General features: G+C 44.5%; 15 protein-coding genes. 7 read left to right on the top strand and 8 right to left on the bottom strand.

The features are described from left to right. Window positions 1–4 precede the first annotated feature (4 nt). The 7 genes from QMN38_RS23865 (at window position 5) to QMN38_RS23835 (ending at window position 4,498) form a co-directional block, all read left to right on the top strand. Window positions 5–442, top strand: a complete 438-nt coding sequence (locus QMN38_RS23865; protein WP_000286108.1) for a hypothetical protein — start codon at window positions 5–7, stop codon at window positions 440–442. Between the two features lie 67 nt (window positions 443–509). Continuing rightward, window positions 510–1,046 carry a hypothetical protein gene (locus QMN38_RS23860; RefSeq protein ID WP_000800251.1) on the top strand — a complete coding sequence of 179 codons (537 nt, stop codon included), beginning with the start codon at window positions 510–512 and terminating at the stop codon, window positions 1,044–1,046. Window positions 1,047–1,279: 233 nt separating this feature from the next. Next, window positions 1,280–2,248 (top strand): IS5-like element IS903B family transposase, encoded by a 969-nt coding sequence (locus QMN38_RS23855; RefSeq protein ID WP_013815099.1) that lies wholly within the window; start codon window positions 1,280–1,282, stop codon window positions 2,246–2,248. An 89-nt stretch (window positions 2,249–2,337) separates the two neighbouring features. Then, entirely contained in the window at window positions 2,338–2,706 is a 369-nt protein-coding gene (locus QMN38_RS23850) for a hypothetical protein (RefSeq protein ID WP_000537761.1), read from the top strand. 432 nt (window positions 2,707–3,138) lie between these two features. Continuing rightward, entirely contained in the window at window positions 3,139–3,438 is a 300-nt protein-coding gene (locus tag QMN38_RS23845; RefSeq protein WP_000442693.1) for a hypothetical protein, read from the top strand. Between the two features lie 356 nt (window positions 3,439–3,794). After that, a complete protein-coding gene (locus QMN38_RS23840; RefSeq protein WP_001091367.1) occupies window positions 3,795–4,079 on the top strand; it encodes a hypothetical protein in 285 nt (94 codons plus the stop codon). Window positions 4,080–4,144: 65 nt separating this feature from the next. Then, complete coding sequence (locus tag QMN38_RS23835; protein ID WP_000210769.1) at window positions 4,145–4,498, top strand: hypothetical protein; 354 nt, start codon at window positions 4,145–4,147, stop codon at window positions 4,496–4,498. 286 nt (window positions 4,499–4,784) lie between these two features. On the opposite strand, the gene QMN38_RS23830 is transcribed toward QMN38_RS23835, so the two are convergent. The 8 genes from QMN38_RS23830 to mobI are packed head-to-tail and all read right to left on the bottom strand — an operon-like array spanning window position 4,785 to window position 14,927. Beyond that, window positions 4,785–5,516 (bottom strand): nuclease-related domain-containing protein, encoded by a 732-nt coding sequence (locus tag QMN38_RS23830; protein ID WP_000338612.1) that lies wholly within the window; start codon window positions 5,514–5,516, stop codon window positions 4,785–4,787. A gap of 1 nt (window position 5,517) precedes the next feature. Next, window positions 5,518–6,699, bottom strand: a complete 1,182-nt coding sequence (locus QMN38_RS23825) for a S49 family peptidase (RefSeq protein ID WP_000952985.1) — start codon at window positions 6,697–6,699, stop codon at window positions 5,518–5,520. A 10-nt stretch (window positions 6,700–6,709) separates the two neighbouring features. Continuing rightward, window positions 6,710–7,372 (bottom strand): IncC plasmid conjugative DNA transfer DtrJ family protein, encoded by a 663-nt coding sequence (locus QMN38_RS23820; RefSeq protein WP_000718549.1) that lies wholly within the window; start codon window positions 7,370–7,372, stop codon window positions 6,710–6,712. Next, the gene (locus QMN38_RS23815; RefSeq protein ID WP_000343600.1) at window positions 7,359–8,468 is read right to left on the bottom strand and encodes a hypothetical protein; all 1,110 of its coding nucleotides are present in this window, start codon (window positions 8,466–8,468) and stop codon (window positions 7,359–7,361) included. Before QMN38_RS23815 ends, QMN38_RS23820 begins: the two co-directional genes overlap by 14 nt. After that, window positions 8,468–10,552, bottom strand: coding sequence for a conjugative transfer system coupling protein TraD (gene traD, locus QMN38_RS23810; protein WP_001284073.1), 2,085 nt, complete (start codon window positions 10,550–10,552; stop codon window positions 8,468–8,470). The genes QMN38_RS23815 and traD overlap by 1 nt, the downstream gene beginning before the upstream one ends. Then, a complete protein-coding gene (gene mobH, locus QMN38_RS23805) occupies window positions 10,552–13,698 on the bottom strand; it encodes a MobH family relaxase (RefSeq protein ID WP_001011152.1) in 3,147 nt (1,048 codons plus the stop codon). Before mobH ends, traD begins: the two co-directional genes overlap by 1 nt. 9 nt (window positions 13,699–13,707) lie before the next feature. Further along, window positions 13,708–14,445 carry a hypothetical protein gene (locus tag QMN38_RS23800; protein WP_000995978.1) on the bottom strand — a complete coding sequence of 246 codons (738 nt, stop codon included), beginning with the start codon at window positions 14,443–14,445 and terminating at the stop codon, window positions 13,708–13,710. Further along, complete coding sequence (gene mobI, locus QMN38_RS23795; RefSeq protein WP_000071885.1) at window positions 14,442–14,927, bottom strand: conjugative transfer protein MobI(A/C); 486 nt, start codon at window positions 14,925–14,927, stop codon at window positions 14,442–14,444. Before mobI ends, QMN38_RS23800 begins: the two co-directional genes overlap by 4 nt. Between the last annotated feature and the right edge of the window lie 172 nt (window positions 14,928–15,099).

Below are 15,099 nucleotides of genomic sequence, written 5' to 3'. Positions count from 1 at the left end.
TCTCATGTACAGAAACGACAGAAACGTGGATTCCTTCAACCTGGTTAATGCTCTTCAGCCGGTCTTTCGTAACACCGGCTGTGGGATGTTTGAATATGATCGTAAAAAGCAGAATGAAACCGCTGATTCAATCTTACGAGCGTTGGCGTTAAATGCCGATTTCGCGAGGGCCTTAAAACAGTACGTCCGGATTAATTCTGTACGACGGGTTGTTCAGTTCGATGACGGCTCGGTTCGCTATGGTATTCATGCCGAATTTGAAGGGCATAATAAAATTAATTCCTTCCGTATTTTTAAAGATGAAGATACAGACGCATTTGACTCCTATTTTTATTCGGTTTGCGATAATAAAGCTGAGCTGGTGGATTTTAAAATGGACTCTCTCGATATTCAATTGCAGGCAGTTTTTGAAAAGGTGACAGGTATTTTTCTGTCACATTAAATATTCAAATTTTCAATCCTCGGGCTGATAGACAAAAAACGCACTTTAGAATATAGATGAGATGAATATGAAAAACGTAAATATTTTGGATACCGATATTGCGGCCATTAATGCTCTTTCTGGCGTAGAACTGACTGACTTTCTCACTGCCGGGTATCAGGTAAACTGGTTAGGAGAAAGGGAGGTTTCGCTGGTGGGCTTTCCGTGTTTAGCAAGCAACAAGCAGCCGGTAGAAGTTGGTCCCGGCATTTTCATTAATCGCGTGTACAGCAGAGACAGCCAGTCTCTGAGCGGGAAATTGCGCTATGACCTGTCTAATGGTCTGGCAACGAGTGCATTTTCATTTTTCTCCCAGTCAGGCTGGTATGGGGGATTCCGTGTCGTATCTTTCCGTGACAACGGGCCAGCTGCGTTAATCAACATTGGTATTGTCCATGAGAATGTTTTGAATGCATTTTGTGCTGACTTCCCCCGGGCCAATGTGAGCGTAACCCGTTTTCATTGTGGCATGACGCTTGAGCAGATCCGAATGTTCATTTCAGACACTGCTTACGATATGCCGCTTTATAACAACGAGTCTGACTTTCGCAGGCTCGCCAGTTAGCATGGAGGCTGACTTCAGTGCTTACGCCTAAAAGCCGGTGAGCGAGGTGGCGGAACCGGTTGGCTTCGCCCAGTCTTACTTACTTCTCTCAAGGTACTGCGCTGCAAGCGTACGTAAAAAAAGTAAGTAGCTAAATGGCGTGAGCGATTAGTTCTATACGGGAAGAAGTCATAGTATTCTGAAATGATAGTTATCTCATACGGCTTTGTTGAATAAATCGAACTTTTGCTGAGTTGAAGGATCAGATCACGTATCTTCCCGACAACGCAGACCGTTCCGTGGCAAAGCAAAAGTTCAAAATCACCAACTGGCCCACCTACAATAAAGCCCTCATCAACCGTGGCTCCATAACTTTCTGGCTGGATGATGAAGCTATTCAGGCCTGGTATGAGTCAGCAACACCTTCTTCACGAGGCAGACCTCAGCGCTATTCTGACCTTGCCATCACGACTGTGCTGGTCATTAAACGCGTGTTCAGGCTGACCCTGCGCGCTGCGCAGGGCTTTATTGATTCCATTTTTTCTCTGATGAACGTTCCGCTACGCTGCCCGGATTACAGCTGTGTCAGCAGGCGGGCAAAGTCGGTTAATGTCAGTTTCAAAACGCCCACCCGGGGTGAAATCGCGCATCTGGTGATTGATTCCACCGGGCTGAAGGTCTTCGGTGAAGGCGAGTGGAAAGTCAAAAAGCATGGCCAGGAACGCCGCCGTATCTGGCGTAAGCTGCATCTCGCCGTTGACAGTAAAACACATGAAATCATCTGTGCAGACCTGTCGCTGAACAATGTGACGGACTCAGAAGCCTTCCCGGGTCTTATCCGGCAGACTCACAGAAAAATCAGGGCAGCATCGGCAGACGGCGCTTACGACACCCGGCTCTGTCACGATGAACTGCGGCGTAAGAAAATCAGCGCGCTTATCCCGCCCCGAAAAGGCGCGGGTTACTGGCCCGGTGAATATGCAGACCGTAACCGTGCAGTGGCTAATCAGCGAATGACCGGGAGTAATGCGCGGTGGAAATGGACAACAGATTACAACCGTCGCTCGATAGCGGAAACGGCGATGTACCGGGTAAAACAGCTGTTCGGGGGTTCACTGACGCTGCGTGACTACGATGGTCAGGTTGCGGAGGCTATGGCCCTGGTACGAGCGCTGAACAAAATGACGAAAGCAGGTATGCCTGAAAGCGTGCGTATTGCCTGAAAACACAACCCGCTACGGGGGAGACTTACCCGAAATCTGATTTATTCAACAAAGCCATCTCATACGAACGATAGTAATGGAGTTTCTTAATGGGCGTTGATATCTGCTGGCGATTTCAAAGGGAAGAAAAGCCTGGTAAATGGATTAATTTATCAAGCAATTATAAAGGGGACCGATCATATCTCCACTTTGCCTGGCTCGGATTTGATGTAGATCGTGAAAGGGCGAGCACATCAGCAGTTTTTATCCACGCATTACGCGGATTACCTGATGATATACCGTCCGAAGATGATGATTTATTCGGTGAACATTCATACTCATGGCTGACTTCGGAAGAAATTTTGTCAGCCATACCACCCGATAACGCCGGAGAGGTGATCCAGGAATTTGTCGAAGAAGTAAAGCGTCTCCACGTGGAGAACGGCAGCGTCCGTTTCGTCTTTGGATTTGAAGGGTAACCCGTAAGAAAGTAGCTATCTTACCCGGCTAGGTCTCCAATCTCTCAGATGCTCAAAGAGGGCCGGGCATGGTGCCCACACATCCCCTACCATTCCGATTTGATATTCGTCTAATACACCCTTTAAAGAAAACAAGCAGACGGCAATGAGACGTCGGATTAGCGTCAGCAAATATGAGACGTCAGTAGTCGATGTTTGTCCTGCGGAACGTGAATCTGTTTACAAGGGGTAAAGCCGTACCATCCATGAGGGCTCAGAGAGCCGGGGTCTCCTCCAGATCACTGGAAGTTATTGACTCTGGCAGGCCTATCCCTATGACTTTTTCCCGGATGGCAAATTAAGAGCGAACAGGGCCAAATTAGTACTCTTTTCTAAACGGAAATACTGAATCACCCTGATATAACTGGTCTCTCACAAGACAGGAGATCATCAATGGAACGTGTAATATTTTCAGTAATCTTTTTTATGATGCTGGGCGTACCTTTTTACCTTCTTTATAAAATTGCCCGGGACATTTTTGGTACCGCCGGTGCTGGTGAGCCTGCACAATTGCCTCAGGGCAAGCAAAGACGCTCAGGAGGCGCTGGTTCGGGTTCGATCTGGCAAGGACACCATCTACAGGGGAGCAGCCATTTGAACCCCCTCGGAGGTGATTGTAATGGTGAAAATAGCATAGCTGGTGGTTGTGATGGTGGCGGTGGAGGAGGTGACGGAGGTGGTGGTGGTGACTGATAGCCTGCAACTTTAACTATCAGGATGAAACCCATGTCCAGCAACCGGAAAAAGAATTCATTTCAACCGAAAAGCCCTGCCTTAAAGTGAAGCGTATTAAACGTGAAGGATGCTGAATTAGAGGGTATCGGTTTTATACTGAAGCGTAACTGGAAGAAGGATCTGAAATTAACTATTACGGAAAAGTAACTTTCTGACTCACCACGTACGCCCCTCGGTTATGCCATACAGTTTGATACGAAAACAGATCAGTAAGTAGATTGCTATACGCCGGAGAGAAGTCTATTTTTCATGCACCGAACCTGTTTGGCCTGCAATGGAAGCAGGTATAATAATCACATACAAAGGAGGGCATTATGAATACATTTTTATACGTGCTTTTGGCCTGGATTGTTGTGCTTTTTATCGCCAACAAACTGCTCGCAAGACGTAAGCCCAATACGGTTAAAATCCTGGTACAGCGCAACGGGAAAGCCGCAGAGGTTGATGCTGTAGTGGTTCAGGGTTCAAAGAGAGCTAACAACAGTTCTGTTGCGGACAGCGACGCGGTAGATAGTTATTTTGAAATGAATCCTTACTCCCGCGAAAACCAGGCGAATGGTTGGGCTATGCTGGCCAGAGACGATGACCAGCTTAAATAATCAGTTGAGTGTGATGTGTAAAGCAGCTTAAAACTCTAAATGGACGAACAGGGGAGGTGACAAAGATGACAACCAATACAACAACGACCACCTACCGCTCAGAAGAAATCGTGCCGTTCAGACGGCCCAAAGGGGATCTGGATAGTCGGTATATGCCTCAGGTGTATGCAATGGTGCGGAACTGGGCAAGTAACCCTGCTCAATATGGTGAGGGTGTACTGGCCTCCTACCGCCAACCGGCAGTAAACCTTGCCTACCAGGTAAAAGGAACTCGTGTTGTTTTAATTCTGGTACCAGTAGAGTGCGAGCCACCTGGAGTGATAATGACGGAAACAGTCCTGTGGCCGTCACTATCACTTGTAGAAGTCTTGCAGACCTTGCAGGAGGCCTGGCAAAATATTCCGGCGTTAAACCCCTGACGACTTCTGTCAATATCACCGGCTAGTGATTTACCTCTCTGCTGGTGGTCAGCCCGCCTAAGTTCAAATTATCTCTTTCTAAATTAGCCCGGATAAAAATCGGTCCCTCTAAAATAGCCTGCCCTGAGTAGGCTACGTCATACAAAGCGTTGGCCAGTCACCAGCTGGCTGGTGGCCATAATGCTCCACAGGATAAACCGTATCAGAACTACGCAAAGAAAAAGCCCCAACAATTTACCGATGGGGCCTTTTGCAGACATTTTACAGCCTTACCAATGATAGAGCGCTAAGGCTTCTGCTTAGTGAACAGACTTGCCCACAGATAATGGATAAAGTTGAGCAGAATGTATGTTACTCGTTGCTCGAATTTCATCGGGGCTTTGTACTTTGTCGTTATGTTATGAATATGAGTAAGGTCCGTATAGAGCCCTGGCGACTTCCTTGTTGACTTCAACACCGAACAGATGTGCTGAACAGACTCCGGTGTGAACAACCGTAGCCCTCGTCGTTGTTTGACTTTATGGATAAAATCGTCCATCCCCATACATAACCATTCCGGCTTGATGCCATCAAACTTACAACGTCCGTTTATGATGACGACATTGATACATTCCAGTTCTCTAGCCTTAAGAGCAGACTGAATAGCCCTGATGTGCCCCTGGTTTTGCTTAAACGGGTTCTGCAACTTGAGGGTTCGGGACTGAGTCCATTTCCGCCAGTGGCTTTCCTCCAGAGTACCGTAGAGCTTGCCTACGTAGTTTTTCTGCTCTATGACGTATATACCATGTGGGGCTACGAGAATGTGATCAACCTGCGTAGTGCTATGAGCCGACAACTGAAAGGTGAGATCACTAAGTAGCCCCTGAGCTTCTTCAGGAAGCCCAGATTCAATTGCCTTTGCAGTCCGCCGTTCCGCTATGGCAGAGGTCATAAATCCCAACAGACACAGCAACACGACGAAAATAAGGATAATGAAAGCTACCCCCGTAATGCTCCACAGCAGATTGAAAGCATCCATGTTACCTCACAGAGGGGTAGCTGGTGGCATTAACAGATTCTACTAAGCGGGTAGTGGTACCGGTAAGGCTCTCAATATTTGAAGACAGGCTCATCAGCATGCCGAGTGCAGAACGGAGATTACGATGAGGCTCATTGTAGTTTTTGAACGTGTCAGTGGAGTACATTTTTGAAAGACGTGTACGGATCTCTACTGACGTAAGATCTCCATCCACCAGGCCGTACTTAACTGCCTGAGGTGTTGGCCATACACGGCCTGAATAGAGAGAAACAGCATCGGCATCATGACGCGAGAGAAGCTTTTTACCCCGTCCAAGTTCAACATCAGTTATAAATTTTTCATGCATCGTGTTCAGGATCTCCTTCTGCATGAACTCCCTCGTTGAATCGGACAATGGGTGGAAGGGGTCAAGAGCATCTTTGAACTCACCGGCCGTAAGGGGCTCATTCTTGACGCCTACTGTGCTCATGATCTCTGACAGATTCCAGTGGTCCATACGCACACCGATAGAACCGATCAGGGCATTACTGTCGGCATAAATTGCATCAGCGGGCGATACCGCGTAATAGCATGCGGATGCGCATATGCCTTTCACACTAACGATGATTGGTTTATATGAGTCTGCGATATCAGAGAAAAAACGACCGGTACCGCTGGAGAGTACTTCGAGGGAGTTTTGCTTCGACCGTGCTTCATCGCCACGTTCTGTGCTCCCGGTTTTGTTACTCTTGTCAGCGGCTACAGATGAAAGAGAGCCACCGGCATCTGATACGCGTTCAATCTGTGGCTGGTGGTTTTTAAGCGCGTTTATCTGGCGGTAAATAATGATGGCGTCAGAGGGACCACCACCACCTGACTCTGCCTCGATAATAACTGCTTTGGCATGGGGATTATTGTAAGCTTTGGCAAGAGCTGTTGCGATCACTGTTCCATCGCCCGTTTCCGAGCCGGTACCCATCTCGCCAGAAATCCGTATTACAGCTATATGGTCTTTCTTCCCTTCAGCGTCCTGCCATTGTTCGTAAAGATTGTAGAAAGAAAACCCTACAGCGGTCATGGCAATTAGCGACATAGCAACTTTTGCCGTGGTATGAATGCGAAACATCTTATAAAAACGGTCAGCGTTATCATTGAGCGATTCTTTGATATTTGTAGGGGACTTCCTTTTTTTACTGCTTAACATCTGACCACCTTTACATGAGTTTTTGAAAGTTAGACCACAAGCGATTCAATGCAATTCCCAGTATCAATAAAGCGACTGGTGGGAAAAGTTGAGCGATATTGTTAAATAGTGACATATTTGGCATGACCAGGTAGACCATCGTTAAAGCACTGATCACCCAAAATGCTCGAAACCAAATACGATAAAACTGAACTGTAACCTTACCAAATACGTACCTCTTCAATTTCCACTGGTACATTCCATCTGCTAGCATGGCAAATAGATAGGGCAGAAAAACGATTAGCCACCCCAGGATTAAGTTCCACCGGAAAATGGACTGATAAAGTAAGAGGGGTATGTTTTTGGCCATAGTGTAATTAATAGAGGTAAATTTTTCAGCAACAATGTTAATACCTCTGGCTGGTTTTTTGGTGTCAGGGATCAGAATAGTATTCAGATAGTCAATTAACTTATAGTCATGTACCAACCAATTTAAAGTCGCTTCACTATTTGCAATGACAGACTTCCAACGGTCATTTGATATGATGGACCGGCTTGCATTAACCTCCTGAGTAATCTGATATTTGAGCTCCTCAGTATTCTGGAAAGCCAAGCTGTAACCAAAATAAATGACCATGCCAAAAAAAAGCATTGTTCTGAGCACTGCTGCCCTGCTTGTATTATCCGCAGCCATTGCTTTCCCTCCATTCACGAAAAAGAGCTAGCCTCTGATCGTGATTGCAATAGTTGTTACGCCACATCGTCGGGATACCCAGGAGCCAGTGGTACTGTTTAGGTATGATTTGGTCGATGAGGCTTAACTCCGCCAGTTCTTTATGCTCTGCGCTTTTCCACTCGATCTGTCCCACATCAGGAACAAATACAGCGGTCCTTGCTTTTGCGGCCTGGCGGGAAAATTCTATAAAGTTGATGCCCCACGGCGTCCAGTATCTGTACTGCTCGTTTAGGCCGATGTTAAACACCGGCAGAGAAAGAGTTGAGTCGGCAAAAGCCGAAATCACATTTTTGCAGACTCTTGGACTATCTATTTTTTCCTGTTCGGTTTTGAGATGAGTCAGCAGTGCACGGTCAATAATGCTGTTAAAGGTGTTTGTATAAAGGCCATTAGGGTCAGGAAGCTGATCTATGGCAGTAATGATTTTAAATTTTAACCGAGAAAGAAAGGGAGAGTCCTCAATAGTAACTATATGACTATGTGTTGTTTCTGGATGAATCTGGGGTTTGATGCGCTGTACTTGTTTAAAAGAGACACTACCTGGCAAATTAATGAATGCGCCCACCGTGCGTGTTAAATCGACGAAATAAGGCAAAAGATAACAACCAAGCATACGGGCATTCTTTTTTACAAGATCACACCGTACGTCATTGTTATCGAAAGAAATACGGAAACTAACGAATTTACGTTCAGGACCTTCGCTGGTGGTCAGTGATTGAATCCATTCATGGCATGATCCTTGTGGTACCGACCAGTAGCTGGTTTCACGGTCCCCAAAGGGATCAGTCGTGATCAACTCTCCCTTTAAAAGGAAAAGCTCAGACAGGGTATTTGCCATGGAGAATAGGGAATCGATATCGTTGCTCTGACAAAATTTTCCCAAATGATGAAACGCGTTTTTTTCTATCATAGTTAGCCGATCTCGAACTTCCTGAGAATCTGCGTACTTTAAACCCAAAGACTGAAAGCGCCTTTTTACGAGCGAGCGACATTTGCTGACTTTTAGTGCAGAGCTTAAAATTTGCTGGCGCGTCAGGACAATTTTTTCATCCATCAATGCAACTTCCTTAGAAATTTATTAAGATTTTTGATATCGAGATTTTGACGCAAAGTAACTTTTCCGGCCTTCTTGAAAAGCATTTCCGACAGAGTTGTGTTTGGCTTCATTTGTTTCTCAGCAACAGCAATAGGGATTTGGCCTACAACCTTCCTGCCATCTTGAAGCCTGGCAACTATGTGAAACATAGGGACCTGACCCAAGAGATCCTTTGGAATACTCTCTTCTAAAGTTGTCTGCTTTCTTTCTGAGATTGAACCTGAGAAGTTATTATGCGGCAAAGATGTTTCTGAACCGGTCGTATAAGTGACCATATTTGTGCTTATCGCACTCTTACCAAAGTTCTCTACAACAAGCGTCTGAGTAGGAGTATCGTTGACTCGCAAGCTTATATAATTGTTGCAGAGCCCCGTAATTCGATTGGCAGTTTCAACACTTGCCGCAGCAATAAAGTCGGAGATGGTTTGGGTGCAAATAAACAGTGCAATTTTCGCTGCACGACCCTGCGCCAGAAGGTTAATCATAGGGTTGTTAATGGCTGAGTGTGCCTCATCAACAAAAATACTTATCCTGGAATTAGCTGACATATCACCATCTTGAGCGTTGTAGCGACTACCGGCACAGGAGGTCAGATCTGACATTATTAATTGAGAAATAGCAGCTGCTGTATCGGGGTTTGAAAGGCCATCAAGCGAAATGTATAGCACCCCGCCAGTGCTGAACATCCCTTCGCTTGTTACAATTTCTCTTGATGATACTGAGTTCGGGTTAGGAGATAAAAGCTCATTTAAAGGTTTTTCAATGAGCATATCGAAAACAGGCATAATACCTGCGGTCATTTTAGCCATATGCTCTGGGTCGGACATTGAGTAATCAATAAGCTGGGAAACAGTATCTAACCAGTCTATTTGTTCGGACCCCTCGTAATTCATGAAATGAGCCGTAAACCATTCAGCGAGACGCTTGAAACGTACCGGCAAGGTATCGTTAGCGACGTACTTAACTTTTTCGGTCCAGACATCGTAACCATAATATCTCGCGTAACATGACTCCATTACCTTGACTGTAAGATTCACAATAGACATGTGGCTTTTCATGTTCTTGTGAATCAGATAAATAGAAGGCTTTTTCTCTATGTAAGAAAGCCCGGAAATCACATTGGAAACGAGAGCCTTGGCATACTGAACGAATGGGTTAACCTCACCGGGAACTGTCACCAAGCTCAAAAGACGAGATGTTAGGTCAGAAACATTAGTATAGGTGTTGCAGACATCAATACAGACCGAAGATGCTGGCTGGCCAGGATGAAATTTATAGAAAGGAAGACCGAGGGTCTTAGCCTCTTCCATTAGAGATTCTCGCCACTCTGCATCGTTCTTTGGATCTATGACAACAACAACATGACCAAGATGAAGCATGCTAATGCTTAGTAAACGCTGTAGCACCGTTTTCCCGGTACCCACGTTTCCGGTTATCAGAGTATGACCAAACCAATTGTCTTCAGTTACAAATATGGGTTCCCTACGTTCCACAGCAAAAATTGCATTGCTGCCGCCCATCTTACGAGCCATTGCGTCAAAATGTCTCTTAATTGGGTTGAAGACGAATGGCAACTCGATCTCACGTTTATCACTGGAGAGGTTAGCTATTTGATATGCCCGATCCGCATGTTCCGGACCCCACTCAAACCCATCACAAAAATAGGACTTTCGCTCGGGTATATCCTTATTTTTATTTTGATAATCCTGAACCAGTTGACGATACTTTCGCTCATTGGAGAAAAAGTTACTTTTGTTAATTACACGCAGTGAATCAAGACTAACGAACATGAAATGTCGCTTGAATACACGCCAATGAGCCATCAAAAATGGCGCTGCTGTTTTGCAACGATAAAGGCACAGCAAAAAAAGCAATATTGAGGTGAACAGAACTATTGGGGCGATGTCCAGTCCGTCTGAAGAAAGTCCCATATAAAGCATAGAAACCGAACAAATCAAAAGTATTGAGGCACTACGATACTCAAGAATAGGCCGATAAAAATTCTCTTGTGCATGGAGGTTAGTCCTCTTCGAATCTGACATTATAGGTTCCCAGCCTCTTTCAGGTTATTGATAATTCGTTCAATGTCCACTTTCGCCCGGTCTGATGCGGCCAGCAAAGTAGGCATGTTAAATGCATGGCATTTTGTATTGATCACAGCACCAGAATTAACGAGGTACTGAGGAAGCTTATTGAAAAGATCTTGAGCCTCTAACTGCGACCCAAATTTTTCCACGCAAGATTGGGTCAGATAGAGAGTATTAGGAGTACTTACCATAAATCTGTTTTTGCGCTTTCTTTTAAACGCCACCTCCATTTTGGACAGAATTTGATGCAGTACTAACGCAATTTCTACAAATTCAAGCTCTGTAACGTCACCTTCGCTTATAAGCGAGAATTCACCATTTTGGTCTGATTCAGTAGATGCAAAGACTTTACTGTTCAGATTGTGACCAGAAACAGGTGATGCTGGTTTTTGTACTTCTGCTTTGTCCGATGATTTATTCCGGTTGCGCTTGGGATTTTGTTTTTCTACCGGTGCTGTTGGGGCGAACAGTCTGGCCAGTGCTGGCGAAAGATGATGCCCCTTAGCGTCTGTGGGCGCATGCTCTCCATTTGATTCTTCAAGTACAGGAGGTAAGGCGGGCTCTTCACTTGCCATCACACTGGTTGCGGCTGCTTCGGTCTGGGAATACACAACTTCAGCTGGTGGTGGGCAGTTACCCTCAGTATCTGGTTCTGAGTTTTCTTGTCCTACAGAAACATCCATAGAGCGTTCATTCGTACCCTGGGGATCAGCGTTCTGTTCTCGGTTAAGTTCTGGTAATTCTGACGGCTCGGAGAGAAGCTTTTCATTATGGACCGAAGAGCTTGTTGCACAACTACCGACTTCTGGCCGAGAAACACTAAGCTGTGAGAAATCGGTATAATCAATGATCTCATGCTCTTCATCTTCTTTCTCAAAAAGATGTTGATAATGTTCATATTCCACAGCCTCAGTTTTCAGCGGACCAGTCGCGGATGCACTATCGGTTCCATGATATTCCACGTCGCCAGAATGTTCTTCGACTGCATTTACACGTGGGGGAGGCAGCTCAAGCGTTTGCTTTGGACGTGGGGCAGAGTTTTCAACAGAAGACTCATCATTAATCACTAATGCCTGATACATAGAAGTATTGAAAAGTGACTTTAAAGTTGTTGGCCTTCTTGGCTCATGATAGGTGAGCTGGAACCCGGCGCAGTTATCGCCGAGCTGGACTAAACGCAGATCGTCAATGTCCCTTACTATCCACATTCCATCGAGAGAGCCTTCTCTGAATGTCAGTTGGAAATAGGGCTCTTCACTGAATGCTTTTTCATCTAATCCCGGCAGCAATGCCATAGTGGTATCTATGTTGAGGTAGGGGACAGCATCAACACACACTATATAGTCATTGGAAAGTGGAGCGCTTAAAAGGAGTTCATGAAGTTGGTTGACCAGGACATGGGATTCCGTGTCCTTTGCCGATTCATCTTCACTTTCTTCTATATCAGGAATGACAGGATCAGCTGCTTCCTCACCCTCAGATTTAACTATCTGCGTGTCATTATCAATTTCATTATCACTTTCGGCTTTCTTCTCAAAATCGTCGGATGAGCCTTCATTTTTCTTAGAATGTATATCAACATCAATAGAGGCAGAGGAGCGGCCTAAATCATTAACCTTAAGAACAGCCGTCTCAACAGTATCAGTAATTTTAGTTATAACGTCCCGACCGGGCACTGGTCTTCTGTATTCAGTAACTGTTTTTTGCTCGTCAATGTAAATAAAGTCTTTATTGGCATTAACGCTAAAAAGACCCGGCACTGAGTCAGGGATTTTATAGGAATCAAAGATTAAACCAATCCACCTTAGCTTAAGAAGGTTATAGAATTCTAGTTTCCCTATCCCATTTCTAAAGATGTTTGATATTTCGTTTTCCGAATAGATACCCGGAATGAAGTAGTGAACGACACGCTCATCATCATAGGGCTCGACGTAACCACGTTGAACTAGGGATTCTACCAATACGGTCTTACCAGCCTCTCCCTGAGGGAAGTTATATTTATGTAATTCGAAATCATTGAGAACAAAATCAAGGAATGCGTTCTCGTTAAGGTATACCTCACCATTTACGATAATGATGTGCATAGGCTTAGCATTGTAATTGTTGATATTGATACTGGTAAAGTTGTGCTTGATGGTACTAATGGCCCTTGCTGCTGCATCATTAGAACGCAGACCCATGATAGGGTCACGTAAAACATTAAGGTCTGTACCAGTAGAATAGAAATCAGCGGTCCTCACGCATTTAGACAAAAAGTCATTCCCATCAGTATAAACGTTTAGGGCGGTGATCATTTTTGAATAAACACGTTCTTTATTTACCCGATCCAAAAATGCAAGACATACCGGGTTTAGGATTCGCTCAAGGAAAACGCTGGACCAGATATTATGTTGATTATGAATACGCTTTCGCCAGTGGATTTCGTATTCAACCACGTCATTTTCACGTGCCCAGTCAAGAAGACTTTGTGAGCTTGGCGTCCAAATGATCGGACTAGCTAAATTCAGGCTTACAATGTCGAGATCGTAAACCTTTCCGGCATCATGGACTAAACCACAGATAAACGCAGCATAGAGATATACTTTTCTACGGACTACTTCTTCATCTTGATATCCGATTGGTCTCAGTTCTGAGTGATGCGCATTTTTTAAAGAGAGTATGGCCACTTCCAGGCTGTGAGAAAGTAACCCACCAATACCATTATGATGATGATTTTCGGAAGCTGGCAAAAGATGTATCCAGCGAACATATTCAACCAAGGGCTTTAAAACTAAATTAGTAAATGTATATGCATCGTCCCTGATGTCGCTATCGCTGATAGCTAACATCATTGAAATTGAGTGCAGCTTTTCCCGATACAGAGACAGGATTGACTGTTCATTAAATGTCTGTATGCCCGTCGGACGAGTTGGATACTCGATGAATTTCAGGACTTCTGGATTTGGATGATCAGGAACAGTGTACTTCTGATCTCCTAGAATCTGCGCAAAAGGAGAGAGGCTTGATATATCCTCAATCATTACAGAGGTTGCATCATTCTCCTGAGATGAGAATATCCCCAAAATCCGTTTAATACATAAATACAGCGCCCTGAAATTCATCATCATACCTTATCGACGTTTGCCTGACAGTTCGGCTGCAATGTATGCCTGCACACTTTTATATTGCATTACTTTGGTGATGAACTCTGCTGGACTGTATGGCCCATCCTTACGGCGAGAAACATTCAGAGTCTTTTTCACATTCTCAACATATAAATTAATACTCTTTATAATGTTGTGAGACATAACCGGATAGTCGCTTACAGCCAGTAAACCCAATGAGTTGTACTCATACATTGTGTTCATGAGCTGGTTCATCTCGAAGATGTACTTGTAAAACCTCATGGTGTTGTGGTTATTGAAGTTGAGTTGTACTGGTTCAAAACTGAAAGGTACAAACTGAGTTGATGACATGAATGAGTCATTCTTGTCGAACTCAATTGACTTAATATAAGCAACAAGATTTTCTTTCATCTTATTGTTTTCTTCATGCAGCTCGTTGAACCAATCCTGAATAGCCTGAACAAGGTCAGGATGTTTAACTGCATCAACCGTTTTAAAGAGAGAGGAAATAGCGATACTCACATCATCAAAACCTCTGATGACTGCTCCATTTCTGGCAGTTAAAAACCGGTTAAAGTCTGGGGTGCCGGGGTTAATAATAACTTTGGCCATACCCTGGTGCTCTGGTCTACGTTGAGTAGAAGTTTGAGCGTTTACGCCTTGCTTTTTATTTGAACCTTTTACCATTACATCTTTTGGTTCAATGTTAATACGCTCATTGTCCGTGATAATTGCGTCGTTCATTGTGCCACCTTAGTTTTTGAGTATTGACGGATTTTTCGTCCAAGTTCGATATATGCTGAATGATAGAGCTCAAGCATTTCTCTGTAAGGCTCCAGCAATGCTTCCGTTTCAGAAATCATTTCGTATTCCCAGCTGGCATGGTTTACAAAACAGTTCTTAGAATATTTTCCACTTTTCATTGGTTGCACCCGTTTTGACATGTGGCTAGGCGCTCTTGTTTTATAAGGGCTGAACTGATGCCAAGTGATCGTTACTTTTCTGGCATTACCAATTAGCTCAACTTTTGGTGCGTAAGAACCCAGGTACTCCCTCTTTGGAACTTTGCTATGTCGGGTAAGGTTAATCTCTTGGTGGTTTCGTTCCTTCCACTTGATCCAGTATTTTGTAATGAGATCTTCAGCCTCAACACGCAAACCTTCAATCTGAGCACGTAAATTTTTACGTGTTAGCTCTATAGAACTTATAAGATTTGAATTACTCATGACGCCTCCTGATGTGAAATTACTATACCGGAGGAAATTTCCGTTTTTTTTCACGAACAGAAGATTTTTGAATGCTCTTTGATGAGGGAATTGAACAGATGTAATGCACTCGCTGTTTCCCCCATTCGGGAGGGGCCTTCAGAAACAGTAACAGCGAGTTTAGCCTCACTTC

The sequence above is a fragment of the Citrobacter sp. R-1.5.2 genome, assembly GCF_035064245.1.
Taxonomy (GTDB): Bacteria; Pseudomonadota; Gammaproteobacteria; order Enterobacterales; family Enterobacteriaceae; genus Citrobacter.
Note: the sequence above shows the minus strand (reverse complement) of the source record. Positions and strands in the feature narration are given on the sequence as shown.

Bases quoted from the DNA above. Each gene is read 5' to 3' on its own strand.
- QMN38_RS23865 (WP_000286108.1), top strand. From the start codon at position 5: ATGTACAGAAACGACAGAAACGTGGATTCCTTCAACCTGGTTAATGCT.
- mobI (WP_000071885.1), bottom strand. From the start codon at position 14,927: ATGAGTAATTCAAATCTTATAAGTTCTATAGAGCTAACACGTAAAAAT.
- QMN38_RS23825 (WP_000952985.1), bottom strand. From the start codon at position 6,699: ATGTTAAGCAGTAAAAAAAGGAAGTCCCCTACAAATATCAAAGAATCG.
- QMN38_RS23850 (WP_000537761.1), top strand. From the start codon at position 2,338: ATGGGCGTTGATATCTGCTGGCGATTTCAAAGGGAAGAAAAGCCTGGT.
- QMN38_RS23830 (WP_000338612.1), bottom strand. From the start codon at position 5,516: ATGGATGCTTTCAATCTGCTGTGGAGCATTACGGGGGTAGCTTTCATT.
- QMN38_RS23800 (WP_000995978.1), bottom strand. From the start codon at position 14,445: ATGAACGACGCAATTATCACGGACAATGAGCGTATTAACATTGAACCA.
- QMN38_RS23835 (WP_000210769.1), top strand. From the start codon at position 4,145: ATGACAACCAATACAACAACGACCACCTACCGCTCAGAAGAAATCGTG.
- mobH (WP_001011152.1), bottom strand. From the start codon at position 13,698: ATGAATTTCAGGGCGCTGTATTTATGTATTAAACGGATTTTGGGGATA.
- QMN38_RS23840 (WP_001091367.1), top strand. From the start codon at position 3,795: ATGAATACATTTTTATACGTGCTTTTGGCCTGGATTGTTGTGCTTTTT.
- QMN38_RS23845 (WP_000442693.1), top strand. From the start codon at position 3,139: ATGGAACGTGTAATATTTTCAGTAATCTTTTTTATGATGCTGGGCGTA.
- QMN38_RS23820 (WP_000718549.1), bottom strand. From the start codon at position 7,372: ATGGCTGCGGATAATACAAGCAGGGCAGCAGTGCTCAGAACAATGCTT.
- traD (WP_001284073.1), bottom strand. From the start codon at position 10,552: ATGTCAGATTCGAAGAGGACTAACCTCCATGCACAAGAGAATTTTTAT.
- QMN38_RS23860 (WP_000800251.1), top strand. From the start codon at position 510: ATGAAAAACGTAAATATTTTGGATACCGATATTGCGGCCATTAATGCT.
- QMN38_RS23815 (WP_000343600.1), bottom strand. From the start codon at position 8,468: ATGGATGAAAAAATTGTCCTGACGCGCCAGCAAATTTTAAGCTCTGCA.